Here is a 14,395-nt window from a genome sequence, read left to right on the forward strand (position 1 = left end):
GGGCACCTTCGCTCACCGACGGAGGACGATCAGTTGTAGATCGCGGCGATCTCGGCGCCGTGCGCCTCGTGGATGACGTTGCGCTTGAGCTTGAGCGTCGGGGTCAGCTCACCGGATTCGACGCTGAAGTCGACATCGAGGAGGCGGTACTTCTTGATCGCCTCGGCCTTGGACACCTTCTTGTTGGTCTCGGCGACCGCGGCGTCGATCTCGGCGATCAGATCCGGGTTCTTGAGCAGGTCCGCAACGGCGGTCTCGGCGGGAACGTTGTTGCGTTCCTTCCAGCCGGGCAGGGCCTCCGGGTCGAGGGTGATGAGGGCGCCGATGAACGGCTTGGCGTCGCCGACGACGATGACCTGGCTGATCAGCGGATGCGCCCGCAGCGAGTCCTCGAGGATCGCCGGGGCTACGTTCTTGCCGCCCGCGGTGACGATGAGTTCCTTCTTGCGGCCCGTGATCGCGATGAAGCCGTCGGCGTCGATGGTGCCGATGTCGCCGGTGTGGAACCAGCCGTCGACGATCGAGTCCTTGGTGGCCTGATCGTTCTGCCAGTAGCCCTCGAACACGACCGGGCCCTTGAGCAGGAGCTCACCGTCCTCGGCGATCTTCGCGGCATGGCCGTCGAACGGGCGGCCGACCGTGCCGACCTTCTGGTTGCCCGGCGTGTTCATGATGATGCCGCCGGTGGTCTCGGTGAGGCCGTAGCCTTCGAGGACGTTGATGCCGACGCCGCGGAAGAAATGCCCGAGGCGGGCGCCGAGCGCGGCACCGCCGGACACCGCCTGCGAGGCCTGTCCGCCGAGCGCGGCCCGCAGCTTGCCGTAGACGAGCTTGTCGAACAGGGCGTGCTTGAGCTTGAGGACCAGGCCCGGTCCGCCGTTCTCGAGCGCCTGGCTGTATTCGATGGCGGTGTCCGAGGCCTTCTCGAAGATCCCGCCCTTGCCGCCGTCGTAGGCCTTCTGCTTCGCGGAGTTGTACACCTTCTCGAACACGCGGGGCACGGAGAGGATGAAGTTCGGCTTGAACTCGGCGAACTGGTCGAGCAGCGTGGTCAGGTCCGAGGTGTGCGCGACGGTCACCTTGTTGTCGAACGCCGCGAACGAGATGAGCCGGGCGAACACGTGCGCGAGCGGCAGGAACAGCAGGGTGCGGTTGCCCGGCACCATCGAGTCCGGCAGCTGGATCGCCGCCGCGGCCGACTCGGCGTACAGGTTGCGGTGCTTGAGCTGCACACCCTTCGGGCGGCCCGTGGTGCCGGAGGTGTAGATGAGCGTGGCGGCGGACTCGGCGTTCACCTGCGCGCGGCGTTCCTCGACCTGCTCGTCGGTGACGGCGGTGCCGCGGGCGATCAGTTCCTCGACCGCGCCCTTGCCGCCGTCGCCGGCGGCGATGCGCAGCACCTCGCGGACGGTCGGCGCCCCCTCGGCGACCTCCTTGACGACCTCGGCGAGCTCGTCGTTCTCGACGATGAGCAGCGAGGTGCCGGAATCCTCGAGGATCCACTGGGACTGGTCCGCGGAGGACGTCTCGTAGATCGCGACGGTGGCGCCACCGGCCGTCCAGATGGCGTAGTCGAGCAGGACCCACTCGTAGCGGGTGGACGACAGGATGGCGACCCGGTCGCCGAGCTCGATGCCGGAGGCGATCAGGCCCTTGGCGACGGCGCGGACCTGCGCGGCGAACTCCTTCGCGGTGACCTTGGTCCAGGTGCCGTCTACGAGTCGCTCGAACGGCACGAAATTGGGCGACTCCTTTTCGTGCCGGAAGACGGAATCCGCCATCGATGCGTCCTCGGGAATCGAGAACGACTGTGGCACGGAAATCTCACTCACTGCTGACCCCTCCATCGTTTTGCTTTGGGATGTGCATTGCATCACAGGTCGAGGTGTTTTGCACCTGCCGGGGCTGCCCGTTATGCGCTGTTCAAGGGTGAGTTGTCGAGGATTTCCGGTTTGTGCCATCGCGCGAGTTACCCGCCGGTAGGCAATGGTGCTGGTCACAGCGGTTTCAGCAGCTCGGCGGCTTCTGAATCGGTCAATTGGTGAAAATCGACGTAAGCCGCCCCGACGCTGTCCTGGTCGGTCGGCTGCACCGGGCAGACGACCTCGTCCGCGACCGTCCGTAGCCGCTGCATCGCCTCGGGAGCGGCGACCGGAATCGCCACGACGACCCGCTCGGCACCTGCGGCGCGGGCGGCCAGGCAGGCCGCCGCGGCGGTCGCGCCGGTGGCGAGGCCGTCGTCGACGAGGACGACGGTGCGCCCCGCGATCGGGATTCGGGCGCGGTCGCCGCGCAGCAGGCGCGCCCTCCGTTCGAGTTCGGTGCGTTCGCGGTCCTCGACCCGGGCGAGGGAGTCCGCGCCGATCCGGCCGCGTCGCAGAACCTCCTCGTTGAGGATGCGGGCGCCGCCCTCCGCGATCGCCCCCATCGCGAGTTCGGGGTGCCAGGGCACCCCGAGTTTTCGGACGACGAGCACGTCGAGCGGAGCATCGAGTTCCCGCGCGACCTCCCGCGCCACCGGGATACCGCCACGCGGCAGTGCCAGGACCACCGGCTGTGCGTCGCGCAGGTGCCCGACCGAGCGGGCCAGTCGTCGCCCGGCCTCCTCGCGGCCGGAATAGCGCATGACTCCAGTATGGCCCGGCCGGCGTCCGTGTCGTCCGCGTCCGCGACCTCGGACAGCCGCGCGACCCGTCGCCGCGCGGCTGTCTCCGACGCCTGCGGCCTAGTCGAGGTCGCCCGACAGGTACGCGTGGTACGCGGGCAGGTCGAGCTGTCCGTGCCCGGAGAGCCCGATCACGACGACCTCGGGTTCGGTCAGGCCCTTCGCGTACTCGGCGGCCGCGGCGATCGCGTGCGCCGACTCGGGGGCGGGCACGATGCCCTCCGTGCGCGCGAACTGCACGGCCGCGGCGAACGCGTCGGTCTGGGGAACGGCCTTGCCTTCGACGTAGCCGAGTTCGACGGTGTGGCTGAGCAGCGGGGCCATGCCGTGGTAGCGCAGGCCACCGGCGTGGATCGGGTCGGGGATGAAGTCCTGGCCGAGGGTGTGCATCTTGAGCAGTGGGGTCAGGCCCGCGATGTCACCGTGGTCGTAGCGGTACTCGCCCTGGGTGATGGACGGGCACGCGGCAGGTTCGACGGCGACCACGCGCGTCGCGGCGCGTTCGTGCAGCACCTCCCGGATGAACGGGAACGCCAGACCGGCGAGGTTCGAGCCGCCGCCCGCGCAGCCGAACACGACGTCGGCGTTCTCCTCGCCGGCCGCGCGGAGCTGTGCGACCGCCTCGAGGCCGATCACGGTCTGGTGCAGCACGACGTGGTTGAGCACGCTGCCCAGGGTGTAGCGCGCGGCCGGGTCCTTCACCGCGACCTCGACGGCTTCGGACACGGCGATGCCGAGGGAGCCCGGCGTGTCCGGATAGTCGGCGAGGACCTGGCGGCCGGCGTCGGTCAGCTCGGACGGGCTCGCGTGTACGGTGCCGCCGTACGTCTCGATGAGGAACCGTCGGTACGGCTTGGACTCGTACGACGCGCGCACCTGCCACACCTCGAGGTCGATGCCGAACTTCGCGCACGCGAACGACAGCGCCGAACCCCACTGGCCGGCGCCGGTCTCGGTGGTGAGCCGCTTGACGCCGTCGATCGAGTTGTAGTACGCCTGCGCGACCGCGGAGTTGACCTTGTGGCTGCCCACCGGGCTGACGCCCTCGTACTTGACGTAGATGCGGGCCGGGGTGCCGAGCGCCTTCTCGAACGCGTGTGCCCGGATCAGCGGGGTGGTGCGGTAGTTGCGGTACACATCGCGGATCGGTTCGGGAATCTCGATGTTCGTCTCGGTGGACAGCTCCTGCTCGATCAGGCCCTTTGCGAACAGCGGGGCAAGGTCGTCCGCGGTGATCGGTTCCTTGGTGCCCGGATGCAGGTGCGGCGGCGGAGCGACGGGCAGGTCGCCGACGATGTTGTACCAGTGGGTGGGAATTTTGACGGGCTCCGACACCGGGTCGTCCTTTCGGTTTTGCAGCGAGAACCCGTTCAGTGTGCCCAACACGTGTCGGGGACGTATCGGCGGCGGGACCGCAACCCAATAATATGTAGATCGGTCTATTATGTAGCTGTGACCACCAAGGGAGCGCGGACCAGAACGCGCATGATCGACACGACCCTCGAGCTCATCCAAACTCGCGGCTACCACGGCACCGGCCTCGCGCACGTCACCGCCGGCGCCGCGGCACCCCGCGGCTCGCTCTACTTTCATTTCCCCGGCGGCAAGGACGAACTCGTCGTCGCCGCCCTCGACCGTGTCGGCGCGGAGTTCACCGGCCTGCTCGAGTCGCTGATCGCCGAGGGCAAGGACGCCGGTGATGTCGTCGCCGCCGTCTTCGACGACCTCGCCGCGCGGCTCGAACGTTCCGGTTTCGCGGCCGGCTGCGCGGTCGCGTCCGTCGCGGTCGACGCCGCCGCCGAGAACCCCGTGCTGCAGGAGAGCTGCGCCCGGGTGTACGAATCGTGGCGGGTCGTCGTCGCGCAGATCCTCGTCCGCGACGGGGTTCCGAACGCGGGCGGGCTCGCAGGGGCGATTGTCAGTCTCGTCGAAGGCGCGACCGTCGTCGCCCGGGCGCGCCGCGACACCGCCCCGCTGGACGAGGCGCGGGTCGTCGCGCTCGAGCTCATCCGGGCCACCCGATGAGCGGGGCCCGGAGGAACGACGGGTCGATCGTGGTGTTCGGTGCCACGGGCTTCATCGGCCGCGGCCTGCTGCGCGAACTGCTCACCGATCCGGCGGAGGACAGCCGGGTCGTCGCGGTCGTACGCTCGGCCGAATCCGGGGCCCGGCTGCGGGACCGGCTCGGGAGCGCCGGCGTGCCGCTCGACCGGCTCTCGATTCATCTCTTCGATCCCGGCGCGGGGGAAATCGTCCTCGAACCGGCGGTGCCGGATGTGCGCGACGTCCACAACCTCGCTGCCGCGTTCGCCTTCGGGATGACAGCGGAGACGGCACGCGCGGTGAATGTCGTTCTGGCCGAGAAGATCACCCGCTTTGCTGCGGCGACGCGAGCGCGCCGGCTGGTTCACGTCAGCGGGTACCGGGTCGGTGCGCACCCCACGATGCCGGTGCCGTGGTCGCCGCGTCACCGCCGCCGGATCTATGGGCGGCTCGGCGCCTACGAAGCGTCCAAGATCGAAGCCGACGCCGTGGTACGCGCGCTCGCTGCCCGCCTGGACGTTGCTCTCACCGTCGTCAACCCCGGCACCGTGATCGGTGACTCCCGCACGGGGGAGGCGGACCAGTACCTGGGTCTGGCGGACCTCGTGCTGCAGCTGTCCCGCGGGCAGTTGCGGGCGATTCCCGGAACCCGGAACACCGTGGTGCCCGTCGTCACCGTCGACCACCTCGCGCGGTTCCTGGCGCTGGTCCCGCGGGACCCGCAGGCGGCGGGCCAGGCGTACTGGGTACTCGACGACGCGACGCCCGTGCTGCCCGACCTCGTCGCCCTGGTGGCGGACGAGTTGGGGGTGCCCGCGCCGCGGCGGCGCGTTCCCGTCGTCGCGCTGCGGATCCTGCCGGAGTGGCTGACCGGGGCTCAGAAGGAGACATTGAGTTTCATCAGTGCCGACGCCTATCCGACTGCCTCGGCCACCGCGCTCACACGCAGGCACGGGTTCGACCATCCGCCGGTGCGACCCGCGTTGCAGCGCTGGGCGCGATTCCTCGCCGCGACGGCCCCCGGTGCGGCGACCCGGGAGTGACGGCGGGCGGTCGCGGCACCGATGATGCGAGGTCATCGACGCTCATCCGATAAACTTCATGTCAAATGAGTGATATTGTGCAAGACCCCGACGCCGAAAACGCCACCCCCACGTTCGCCGATCTCGACATCGATGCCCGTGTGCTGCAAGCGCTTTCGGACGTGGGCTACGAGACCCCGTCGCCGATCCAGGCGGCGACCATCCCACCGCTGCTGGAGGGACGGGACGTCGTCGGTCTCGCTCAGACCGGCACCGGCAAGACCGCCGCGTTCGCGGTGCCGATCCTCTCCCGTATCGACACCTCGAAGAAGCGGCCGCAGGCGCTGATCCTTGCCCCCACCCGCGAGCTTGCGCTGCAGGTCGCAGAGGCTTTCGGCAAGTACTCCGCGCACATCCCCGGGCTGCACGTGCTGCCCATCTACGGCGGTCAGGCGTACGGTGTGCAGCTGTCCGGGCTGCGTCGCGGCGCCCAGGTCATCGTCGGCACCCCCGGACGTGTGATCGATCACCTTTCCAAGGGCACCCTCGACATCTCGGAGCTCGAATTCCTCGTGCTCGACGAGGCCGACGAGATGCTCACGATGGGCTTCCAGGAGGACGTCGAGCGGATCCTCGCCGACACCCCCGAAACCAAGCAGGTCGCCCTGTTCTCCGCGACGATGCCCGGCGCGATCCGCCGGTTGTCGAAGCAGTACCTCAACGACCCGGAAGAGATCACGGTCAAGTCGAAGACCACGACCTCCTCCAACATCGCCCAGCGCTGGGTGCTGGTGTCGCACCAGCGGAAGCTCGACGCGCTGACCCGCATCCTCGAGGTCGAATCGTTCGAGGCGATGATCATCTTCGTGCGGACCAAGCAGGCCACCGAGGACCTCGCCGAACGTCTGCGCGCCCGTGGTTTCTCGGCCGCCGCGATCAACGGCGACATCGTGCAGGCCCAGCGCGAGCGCACGATCGGCCAGCTCAAGAGCGGTGCCCTCGACATCCTCGTCGCGACCGACGTCGCCGCGCGCGGTCTCGACGTCGAGCGCATCAGCCACGTCGTGAACTACGACATCCCGCACGACACCGAGTCGTATGTGCACCGGATCGGCCGCACCGGCCGCGCCGGCCGCACCGGCGACGCGCTGCTGTTCGTCGCACCCCGCGAGCGGCATCTGCTCAAGGCCATCGAGCGTGCCACCCGGCAGCCGCTCGCCGAGATGCAGCTGCCCACCGTCGAGGACGTCAACGCGCAGCGGGTCTCCAAGTTCAACGACGGGATCACCGAGGCGCTCGCCTCGGACCACCTGCAGTTGTTCCGCACGTTCGTCGAGGACTACGAGCGCGAGCACGACGTTCCGCTCGCCGACATCGCGGCCGCGCTGGCCGTGCTGTCCCGCGACGGCGATTCGTTCCTCATGGAGTCCGAGCCCGAACCGGTCGCCGCGCCGCGCCGCGAGCGGGAGCCGCGCGAGCGTCCGCCGCGCCGGTTCGACGACGACGGAGCCTCCCGCGTCGGTCGCGACGGCCAGGAACTGACCACCTACCGAATCGCCGTCGGTAAGCGGCACCGGGTGCAGCCGGGCGCGATCGTCGGTGCCATCGCCAACGAGGGCGGGCTGCGTCGCAGCGACTTCGGGCACATCAGCATCCGTGCCGATCACAGCCTCGTCGAGCTGCCCAAGGACCTTTCGCCGCAGACCCTCGAGGCGTTGCGCGCAACCCGGATCTCCGGGGTGCTCATCCAGTTGCAGCCCGACTCGGGCACCCCGTCGGGACGGCCCGGCTCGTACCGGTCCCGTGACGACCACGGCGAGCGTCGTGGCGGCGACCGCCGCGAGTACGGGGGCCACAAGGAGTACGGGGGCCACAAGAAGGACTGGGGCGACCGGGGTGGCCGGAAGGACTTCGGCGACAAGCCGAACCGTGGCTTCAAGGAGCGCGGTGATTTCAAGGACCGCGGTGATTTCAAGGATCGCGGCGACCACAAGGACCGCGGCGGCTTCTCGCAGCGCAGCGACCGGGGTGACCGTGGCGGTCACGGGCACGGCGGTCGCAGCGGCGGCTTCCGCGGTCGCGACTGATCCGTCACGACCGGCCCGGTCACATCCTTCCGTAGCGCGCCAGGACGAAGCAGTAGGCACCATAGGTGACGATGCCGAGTCCGGCCGCGCACAGTAGGACCTGCCCGAACGGGGCGGTGCCCAGCGTCTTGAGGGCACCGTCCAGCCCGGTCGCCTTGGCCGGGTCGGACGTGACGGTCGCGACGACGACCAGGATTCCGGCACCCGCGATCGCCAGTCCCTTCGCGGTGTATCCGACGACACCGAGGACCGTGGCCACGCCCGGTACCGGGCGGTGCAGGTCGTCGAGGAACTTTCGGCTCACACCCTTGTACACGTGGTACGCGCCGATCCCCACGGTCACGAGTCCGGCGACGACGAGCACCGTCTTGCCTGCGCCGGACTGCATCAGTCGTGCGCTCAACCCGGCGCTCTGTTCACCGCTGGACTTTCCGGTGCCCAGCGCGAACTGCAGGGCGGTGAACGCGAGCGCCGCATAGGCGACCGCGACGCCCGCGGACTTCATCCGGTCCAGCGCCGACGGATCCTCGACGTCGCACCGTTTGCCCATCACCGCTTCGGTCAGCCGCCACACCGCGAGGGCCGCGAGCGTCACCGCCGTCACCCACAGGACGGCGGTGCCCCCGGGTGCCGCGGCCATCGTGGCCAGCGCGCCGGACTGGTCGGCGGCACCGGACTCGCCGAAGGCGAGCCGCACGACGATGTACCCGATCAGTGCGTGGACGACACCGCTGGTCGCCTGGCCCACACGGGCGACCCGTTCGAGGGGCGTGTTCTGTGCGGCGTCGGCTGCTCCGGTTGCCATGGGGCTACCAGGTGCGACCGGCGAGAGCGTCGGCGGTCGCACCGTCGATCGACTCACGGATGATGTCGGCGTGGCCGGCGTGCCGCGCCCACTCCTCGATCTGGTGGATCAGCAGGAACCGCACCGTGAACGGCACGCCCTGATCCAGGTACCGAGCCACGTCGTCCGGCAGGTCGATGACGCGGTCGAGGTCCGGTTCCTCGCGGATCGCCTGCGCGAACCGCACCGCGGCCGCTTCGAGTCTCGTGATCTGGTCGGCGACGGTCTCGTCGTCGGCCACGAGCCAGCCCGACGTCCACGCCGCGACCGGGTCGGCGGCACGGGTGTTGGTTCCGGCGACGCGGTCGGCGGCGGCGACCTCGCCGTCGACGACGTGCGCGAGCAGCGACGCCAGGCTCATCGACGACGCGCTCGGCACCGAGCGCGCCTGTTCGTCGGTGAGCCCGGAGACCGCGTTGCGGAATGCATTGTGCTGGTTGCCGAGGATCTGGAGGAGCAGGTCGGATTCGGTGGGGATGCTCATGCTTCGAGTATCGGCGCCATCGCGGGCGGTCTCGGTCCGGAATCGGCGAACTGGGTGCGATAGAGCTGTTCGTACCTGCCGCCGGCCGCGAGCAGTTCGGTGTGCGTGCCCCGTTCGACGATGCGTCCGGCCTCCACGACCAGGATCTGATCGGCCGCCCGGATCGTCGACAACCGGTGCGCGATGACCACCGAGGTGCGTCCGGCCAGCGCTTCGGTCAACGCCTCCTGCACCGCGGCCTCGGACGTCGAATCCAGGTGCGCGGTCGCCTCGTCGAGAATCACGACGCGGGGCTGCGCGAGCAGCAGTCGCGCGATCGTCAGCCGCTGGCGTTCACCGCCGGAGAGCCGGTATCCGCGCTCGCCGACGACGGTGTCCAGTCCGTCCGGCAGCGACGCGATGAGACCGTCGAGGCGGGCCTTGCGCAGCGCATCCCACAGCTCGCCCTCGCCGGCCTCCGGCCGGGCCAGCAGCAGATTCGCCCGCACCGACTCGTGGAACAGGTGCCCGTCCTGCGTGACCAGGCCGACCGTGCCGCGGATCGACGCGGCCGTCAGCTCCCGCACGTCGACCCCGTTCAGCAGCACGTGCCCGGCATCCACGTCGTAGAGACGGGGAATGAGCTGCGCCACCGTGGATTTACCGGCTCCCGACGAGCCGACCAGCGCGACCATCTGTCCCGGTTCGACGCGGAAATCGAGGTCGTGCAGCACGGTTTCGCCGCCGCGGGTGTCCAGGACCGCGACCTCCTCGAGCGACGCCAACGACACCTTGTCGGCGGAGGGATAGCCGAAGCTCACGTCGCGCAACTCCACCGACACCGGTCCCGGCGGCACGTCGCGCGCCTCGGGAGCCTCGGCGATCAGCGGCTTCAGGTCGAGGACCTCGAAGACCCGCTCGAAGCTGACCATCGCGCTCATGACATCCATCCGGGCGCTGGCCAGGGCGGTGAGCGGCGAGTACAGGCGGGTCAGCAGCATTGCCATCGCGACCACCGATCCGGCGTCGAGTTGCCCGCGCAGCGCGTAGAAGCCGCCGAGACCGTAGACGAGGGCGAGCGCGAGTGCCGAGACGAGGGTCAGTGCGGTGACGAAGACGGATTGCAGCATCGCCGTGCGGACCCCGATGTCGCGGACCCGGCGGGCGCGGACCGCGAACTCGGCGGATTCGCGCTCGGGCCGGCCGAACAGCTTGACGAGTGTGGCACCGGGGGCGGAGAACCGCTCGGTCATCTGGGTGCTCATCACCGAATTGTGGTTGGCGGCTTCCCTGCTCAAGCGTGCGAGCCGAGTTCCCATGTGCCGCGCCGGAATCACGAAGATCGGCAACAGCAACAGTGCGAGAAGCGTGATTTGCCAGGAGATCCCGACCATCACGACGAGGGTGATGGCGAGTGTGACGATGTTTCCGACGACGCCGGAGAGGGTGTCGCTGAAGGCGCGCTGCGCGCCGATGACGTCGTTGTTCAGCCGGCTGACCAGCGCGCCGGTGCGGGTGCGGGTGAAGAACGCGATGGGCATGCGCTGGACGTGGTCGAACACGGTCGTGCGCAGGTCCAGGATCAGGTCCTCGCCGATGCTCGCCGACAACCATCGATTCGCGATCGCAAGTCCGGCCTCGACGATCGCGATACCCGCGATGAGCACCGCCAACCCGACGATGACGGACAGCGCGGCGTGGTCGACAATGGCGTTGACGACCCGGCCCGCGAGCACCGGCGTCGCCACACCGAGTGCCGCGATGACGACGCTGAGCACCAGGTAGAACGAAATGTTGCGGCGATGCGGCCGGGCGAACGCTCCGATCCGGCGCAGGCTTTCGCGTGAGAACGGCCGCCGATCGTTGCTCGCGTGCATCGCGTTGTACATCGCGTTCCACGCAGTGACTTCCATGCTCATCTCGCGGAGCCTCCCTCTCTCGTTGCCCCGACCGTAGAACCTCGAGCGGGCTCGAGGTCAAGGGTAGTCGGCGACACTCCTGCCTCACAGTCTCGCTCGAGTGCCTTACAGCGCTGGTAGTGTCAGCCCGCCGGAGGGGAGCCGGAAGGACGCGAGGCATGTCGTCCGCTGAGTGGGGGGATTTCGAATTGTGACAAGTGCTGTCCCGAGCGAGTCTGCTGTATTCGTCGATGCCTACGTGGAAGCGATGTTGGGCGCGCCGCCGGCAGGCGCCTCGCCGGGCGCCGTGAACCCGGGGGCGCCGAGCGGCGTCGACCTCTTCCAGGTGAATCCGGAAGAACTCGAGAGATTGTCCGGATTGCTCGATTCGACAGTAGAAGCGCTCGAGGAGCTTTCGGAGGGCCTCGGACGCGGAGACGCGGTTCTGCGATTCCCTGGATGTCGCTTCGCGCAGGCCAGTACGGCGGTGGCTCAGGCGCTGAATGCAGCCACAGTTGCCACGGCAGACCGGATCGCGTACATGTCGGGTGTCGCGAGAGGATCGGCAGGGGATTACCGTGTCGCAGACGGTACATTCGCAGCGCAACTTGCTGCCGTGGGCGACCTTCGGTGACCCCCAGCCGGTCTGCGATCGAATTGTGGACGTCGTCGGATCTGACCGTGATGGCCTCGAATCTGGACGGGATTCGCAGGTCGTTCGTCGACTTGGCCGAAACCATGCGTAGCGACGTTCACGCAATGGCTCCGGAATGGTCCGGAATTGCGTTCGACGCGGCGGCGCACCGGGCAGACGTCGAGTGCGACGAGGTTCGACGAATCGCCGGAACGATGCAGGCGATCGTCGATACCTACGACGGGGGTGCCCGTGAACTCGACTCGATGCTGGGGTTTCTGCGAGCAGTGGTGACCGAGGCGGAGGAACTTTTCGTCGTCGGTGAAGACTGGGCACTGACCCGGAAGCCGGCCGTCGACGACGAACTCAGGGCTCGCCAGGATGAGCTCGCAGACTACTTCGCGGAACGGATTCGGAATGCCGTCGCAGGGATCCGGGCGATCGACGGAAATCTCGCGGCTGCGCTGGAGGCGCTCGGTGGTGAACTGTCGTCGAACAGCCCGCAGGGCGTGCCTCCGGAGTTGCGAGAAGCGGCTGTTTCGACGCCGGGACGATTGACCGCTGCCTCGGTCGCGTTCGAGGCGATGTTCGGGCGGCGCCCGGTGGGTGTGGTCGACTGGCGAACCGCGATGGCCCTCGACACCACCAGCTATCTGGACAAGAACCAGGGCGTGCGCGCCGAGGTGGTGGTCGGTCGTATCGAACCGGTCCCGGGACAAGGGCTTGTCAGGATGGGGCTCTATATTCCGGCGGGTGAAGTCGTCAACTTCATTCACAACGATCTTGGTGATGATCGCGACGAGGATTCAGCATTCGATCCGGAACGCACAAGGGCTTCGATGTATGTGGATTACGAGAACGGAGTCGTGATCGCGCGCCAGAACCCGTCCGTAGGGGTGACAGGTGAAGTGGCAGTCGGTGCTCCGGCGGTGAGCGTACAGCAACTTCCTGATGGGTCGGTACGACTTGTGTACGAAGCAAGGAATGCGCTGCCGCCTCTCGGTCTGGAAACGCTGACGACTTTTCATACCGTGAATGGAGACATCGTTCTCGCTCCTGGCCCAGAGGGCGTCGGGGTTGCCGCGCAGATCGGAGACTATCCGTCTTTGGAGATCTATCAGGATTCAGGATCGGGCGGTACACGACAGATCTACATCGACCCGGCCGACAGCGGCTCGAAGTGGGGCCCAGCGGGCAACCTACCGTTCGATCACACACTCGGTGATTACCGCTCGGCCACAAAACGTTTCGATGCTGTGCCGTCCATGGCGCTCCAAGAATCGAACTTCCCATCGGCACGCGGGGGTGGTTCGTGAAGCAGATCACCGCGACTCGGCCGGTGTTGAAACCCCGCGTTGCCACCGACGGGCTGTTCTGGGGCGTGGCAACGGTGATGGTGCCGATCACGCTCGCGTTCGCGAGCGCCTTCGCCATCGCCGTCTTCGAGGCGTTCCGGATGGACGACGCGGATGAACCCGAGCTGCTTGCGGCATTGGTGGTTCTCGCGGCAGTTCTGATGCCGCTCGCCTTGGCGGTGCTGGGGCGGACCGCGTCGCGGATCCGCGCGGGGATCGCGCTGGGGATCGCTGTGGGATTGCTGGTCGCGGTGTACGGCGGTGTGATCTTGGTGGTGCGGTAGTGGTAGCCGACGAGGCCCGGGTTGCGCCCGGACGAGTGTTCGGCCCGGCGAGTCTGCTCGGTGTGGTCGCCGGGCTCGTTGTGCAGATGACCGTGCCGGTCTGGGTTCCACGCGAATTCGGTTGGACCGCGCTGGCATTTCCACTCGTGTTCGGCCTGGGGTGTTGTCTCTTCCCTCGCCGTGTGCGCCATTTCGGCGTGGGGGCGGCGGTATCGACGGTGGCGCTGCCGCTGTCGCTGCTTTTCATCCTGGCGGCCGGCGCGATTCTGCACGCGATGCGGTACTGACCACGATCGACGCGGTCAAGACACCACGGTCGCGACGAATGCCATGCGATCGCCGCGATAGAGCGAGCGGCGGTGCTCGATGGGAATGTCCTCGCGGTCGTAGGACACGCGGCTCAGCAGCAGCATCGGGGTGCGCGGGTCGGCGTCGAGGAGGGCGGCCTCACGGGCGTCGGGCATCGCCGCCTCGATCCGCTCGACGGCACGCGCGAATTCGATGCCGCGCGACCGGATCGCGGCGTACAGCGAGGACGTGTGGTCGAAGCGCTCGTCGAGTCCGGCGAAGCGCTGCGCGGGCAGTCGGGTGCGTTCGAGCCCGACGCGGACGCCGTCGACGAGCAGGACACGTTCGAGCTCGAGAACCGGGGCGCCGGGCTCGAGGGCGAGGTCGGCGGCGAGGACCTCGTCGGCGGACAGATTCCTCCAGCCGACGAGTTCTCGCCCGACGGAGAGTCCCGCGGCGAGCGCGGCCTCGGTGTACGAGCCGATGATGAGCGGCTGCACGACCTTGGGTCTCGCGACGACGGTTCCGCGGCCGCGGCGTTCGATCCGGCCGGCGACGAGCAGCTCGCGGAGCGCGGCCCGCACGGTCTCGCGGGAAACGTCGAACCGGGTCGCCAGCTCGCGTTCCGCCGGCACCGGGTCGCCCTCGGCGAGGGTGTCCAACAAGGATGCCACGTGGGCCCGGACCACCTGGTGCTTCAGGACACGTGGTTGTGCGGCAGTCGCTTTCACGTCTCGAGTATAGCCGATATTGGTCTATACCAATTGTTTTCCCGCCGTTCACCCGAAGACCCCCGTTTGGTCTAGACCATC

General features: G+C 68.4%; 13 protein-coding genes. 6 read left to right on the forward strand and 7 right to left on the reverse strand.

Annotation, left to right across the window (positions count from 1 at the left end):
• Positions 1-29 precede the first annotated feature (29 nt).
• From RZ1_RS05775 to RZ1_RS05785, 3 genes are all read right to left on the reverse strand, one after another.
• Complete coding sequence (locus tag RZ1_RS05775; RefSeq protein WP_072810036.1) at positions 30-1,832, reverse strand: AMP-dependent synthetase/ligase; 1,803 nt, start codon at positions 1,830-1,832, stop codon at positions 30-32.
• A gap of 164 nt (positions 1,833-1,996) precedes the next feature.
• Positions 1,997-2,626 (reverse strand): phosphoribosyltransferase, encoded by a 630-nt coding sequence (locus RZ1_RS05780; protein ID WP_072810038.1) that lies wholly within the window; start codon positions 2,624-2,626, stop codon positions 1,997-1,999.
• A 99-nt stretch (positions 2,627-2,725) separates the two neighbouring features.
• Positions 2,726-4,000, reverse strand: a complete 1,275-nt coding sequence (locus tag RZ1_RS05785) for a TrpB-like pyridoxal phosphate-dependent enzyme (protein WP_072810217.1) — start codon at positions 3,998-4,000, stop codon at positions 2,726-2,728.
• A gap of 117 nt (positions 4,001-4,117) precedes the next feature.
• On the opposite strand from RZ1_RS05785, the gene RZ1_RS05790 reads away from it, so the two are divergent.
• From RZ1_RS05790 to RZ1_RS05800, 3 genes are all read left to right on the forward strand, one after another.
• On the forward strand, positions 4,118-4,690 hold the full coding sequence (locus tag RZ1_RS05790; protein WP_083583544.1) for a TetR/AcrR family transcriptional regulator: 573 nt from the start codon (positions 4,118-4,120) through the stop codon (positions 4,688-4,690).
• Positions 4,687-5,751, forward strand: a complete 1,065-nt coding sequence (locus RZ1_RS05795) for an SDR family oxidoreductase (protein WP_072810042.1) — start codon at positions 4,687-4,689, stop codon at positions 5,749-5,751. Before RZ1_RS05790 ends, RZ1_RS05795 begins: the two co-directional genes overlap by 4 nt.
• 65 nt (positions 5,752-5,816) lie before the next feature.
• The gene (locus RZ1_RS05800; protein ID WP_083583545.1) at positions 5,817-7,817 is read left to right on the forward strand and encodes a DEAD/DEAH box helicase; all 2,001 of its coding nucleotides are present in this window, start codon (positions 5,817-5,819) and stop codon (positions 7,815-7,817) included.
• Between the two features lie 19 nt (positions 7,818-7,836).
• Here RZ1_RS05800 and RZ1_RS05805 read toward each other — a convergent pair whose 3' ends face one another.
• Genes RZ1_RS05805 through RZ1_RS05815 form a run of 3 tightly spaced genes read right to left on the reverse strand, consistent with a single transcriptional unit; the run spans position 7,837 to position 11,043 of the window.
• Positions 7,837-8,622 carry a DUF1206 domain-containing protein gene (locus RZ1_RS05805; RefSeq protein ID WP_072810043.1) on the reverse strand — a complete coding sequence of 262 codons (786 nt, stop codon included), beginning with the start codon at positions 8,620-8,622 and terminating at the stop codon, positions 7,837-7,839.
• Between the two features lie 4 nt (positions 8,623-8,626).
• Positions 8,627-9,145: a mycothiol transferase gene (locus tag RZ1_RS05810; protein WP_072810045.1), complete on the reverse strand. Its 519-nt coding sequence runs from the start codon at positions 9,143-9,145 to the stop codon at positions 8,627-8,629.
• Complete coding sequence (locus RZ1_RS05815; protein WP_072810047.1) at positions 9,142-11,043, reverse strand: ABC transporter ATP-binding protein; 1,902 nt, start codon at positions 11,041-11,043, stop codon at positions 9,142-9,144. Before RZ1_RS05815 ends, RZ1_RS05810 begins: the two co-directional genes overlap by 4 nt.
• A 660-nt stretch (positions 11,044-11,703) precedes the next feature.
• Here RZ1_RS05815 and RZ1_RS05820 point away from each other — a divergent pair.
• From RZ1_RS05820 to RZ1_RS05830, 3 genes are all read left to right on the forward strand, one after another.
• Positions 11,704-12,972 (forward strand): hypothetical protein, encoded by a 1,269-nt coding sequence (locus RZ1_RS05820; protein ID WP_139281772.1) that lies wholly within the window; start codon positions 11,704-11,706, stop codon positions 12,970-12,972.
• A complete protein-coding gene (locus tag RZ1_RS05825) occupies positions 12,969-13,295 on the forward strand; it encodes a hypothetical protein (protein WP_072810050.1) in 327 nt (108 codons plus the stop codon). The genes RZ1_RS05820 and RZ1_RS05825 overlap by 4 nt, the downstream gene beginning before the upstream one ends.
• 62 nt (positions 13,296-13,357) lie before the next feature.
• Positions 13,358-13,582: a hypothetical protein gene (locus tag RZ1_RS05830; RefSeq protein WP_139281773.1), complete on the forward strand. Its 225-nt coding sequence runs from the start codon at positions 13,358-13,360 to the stop codon at positions 13,580-13,582.
• Positions 13,583-13,597: 15 nt separating this feature from the next.
• Here RZ1_RS05830 and RZ1_RS05835 read toward each other — a convergent pair whose 3' ends face one another.
• The gene (locus tag RZ1_RS05835) at positions 13,598-14,314 is read right to left on the reverse strand and encodes a GntR family transcriptional regulator (RefSeq protein WP_072810053.1); all 717 of its coding nucleotides are present in this window, start codon (positions 14,312-14,314) and stop codon (positions 13,598-13,600) included.
• Between the last annotated feature and the right edge of the window lie 81 nt (positions 14,315-14,395).

Origin of the sequence: Rhodococcus zopfii NBRC 100606 = JCM 9919 (genome assembly GCF_001895025.1) — a bacterium.
GTDB classification, from domain to species: Bacteria; Actinomycetota; Actinomycetes; order Mycobacteriales; family Mycobacteriaceae; genus Rhodococcus; species Rhodococcus zopfii.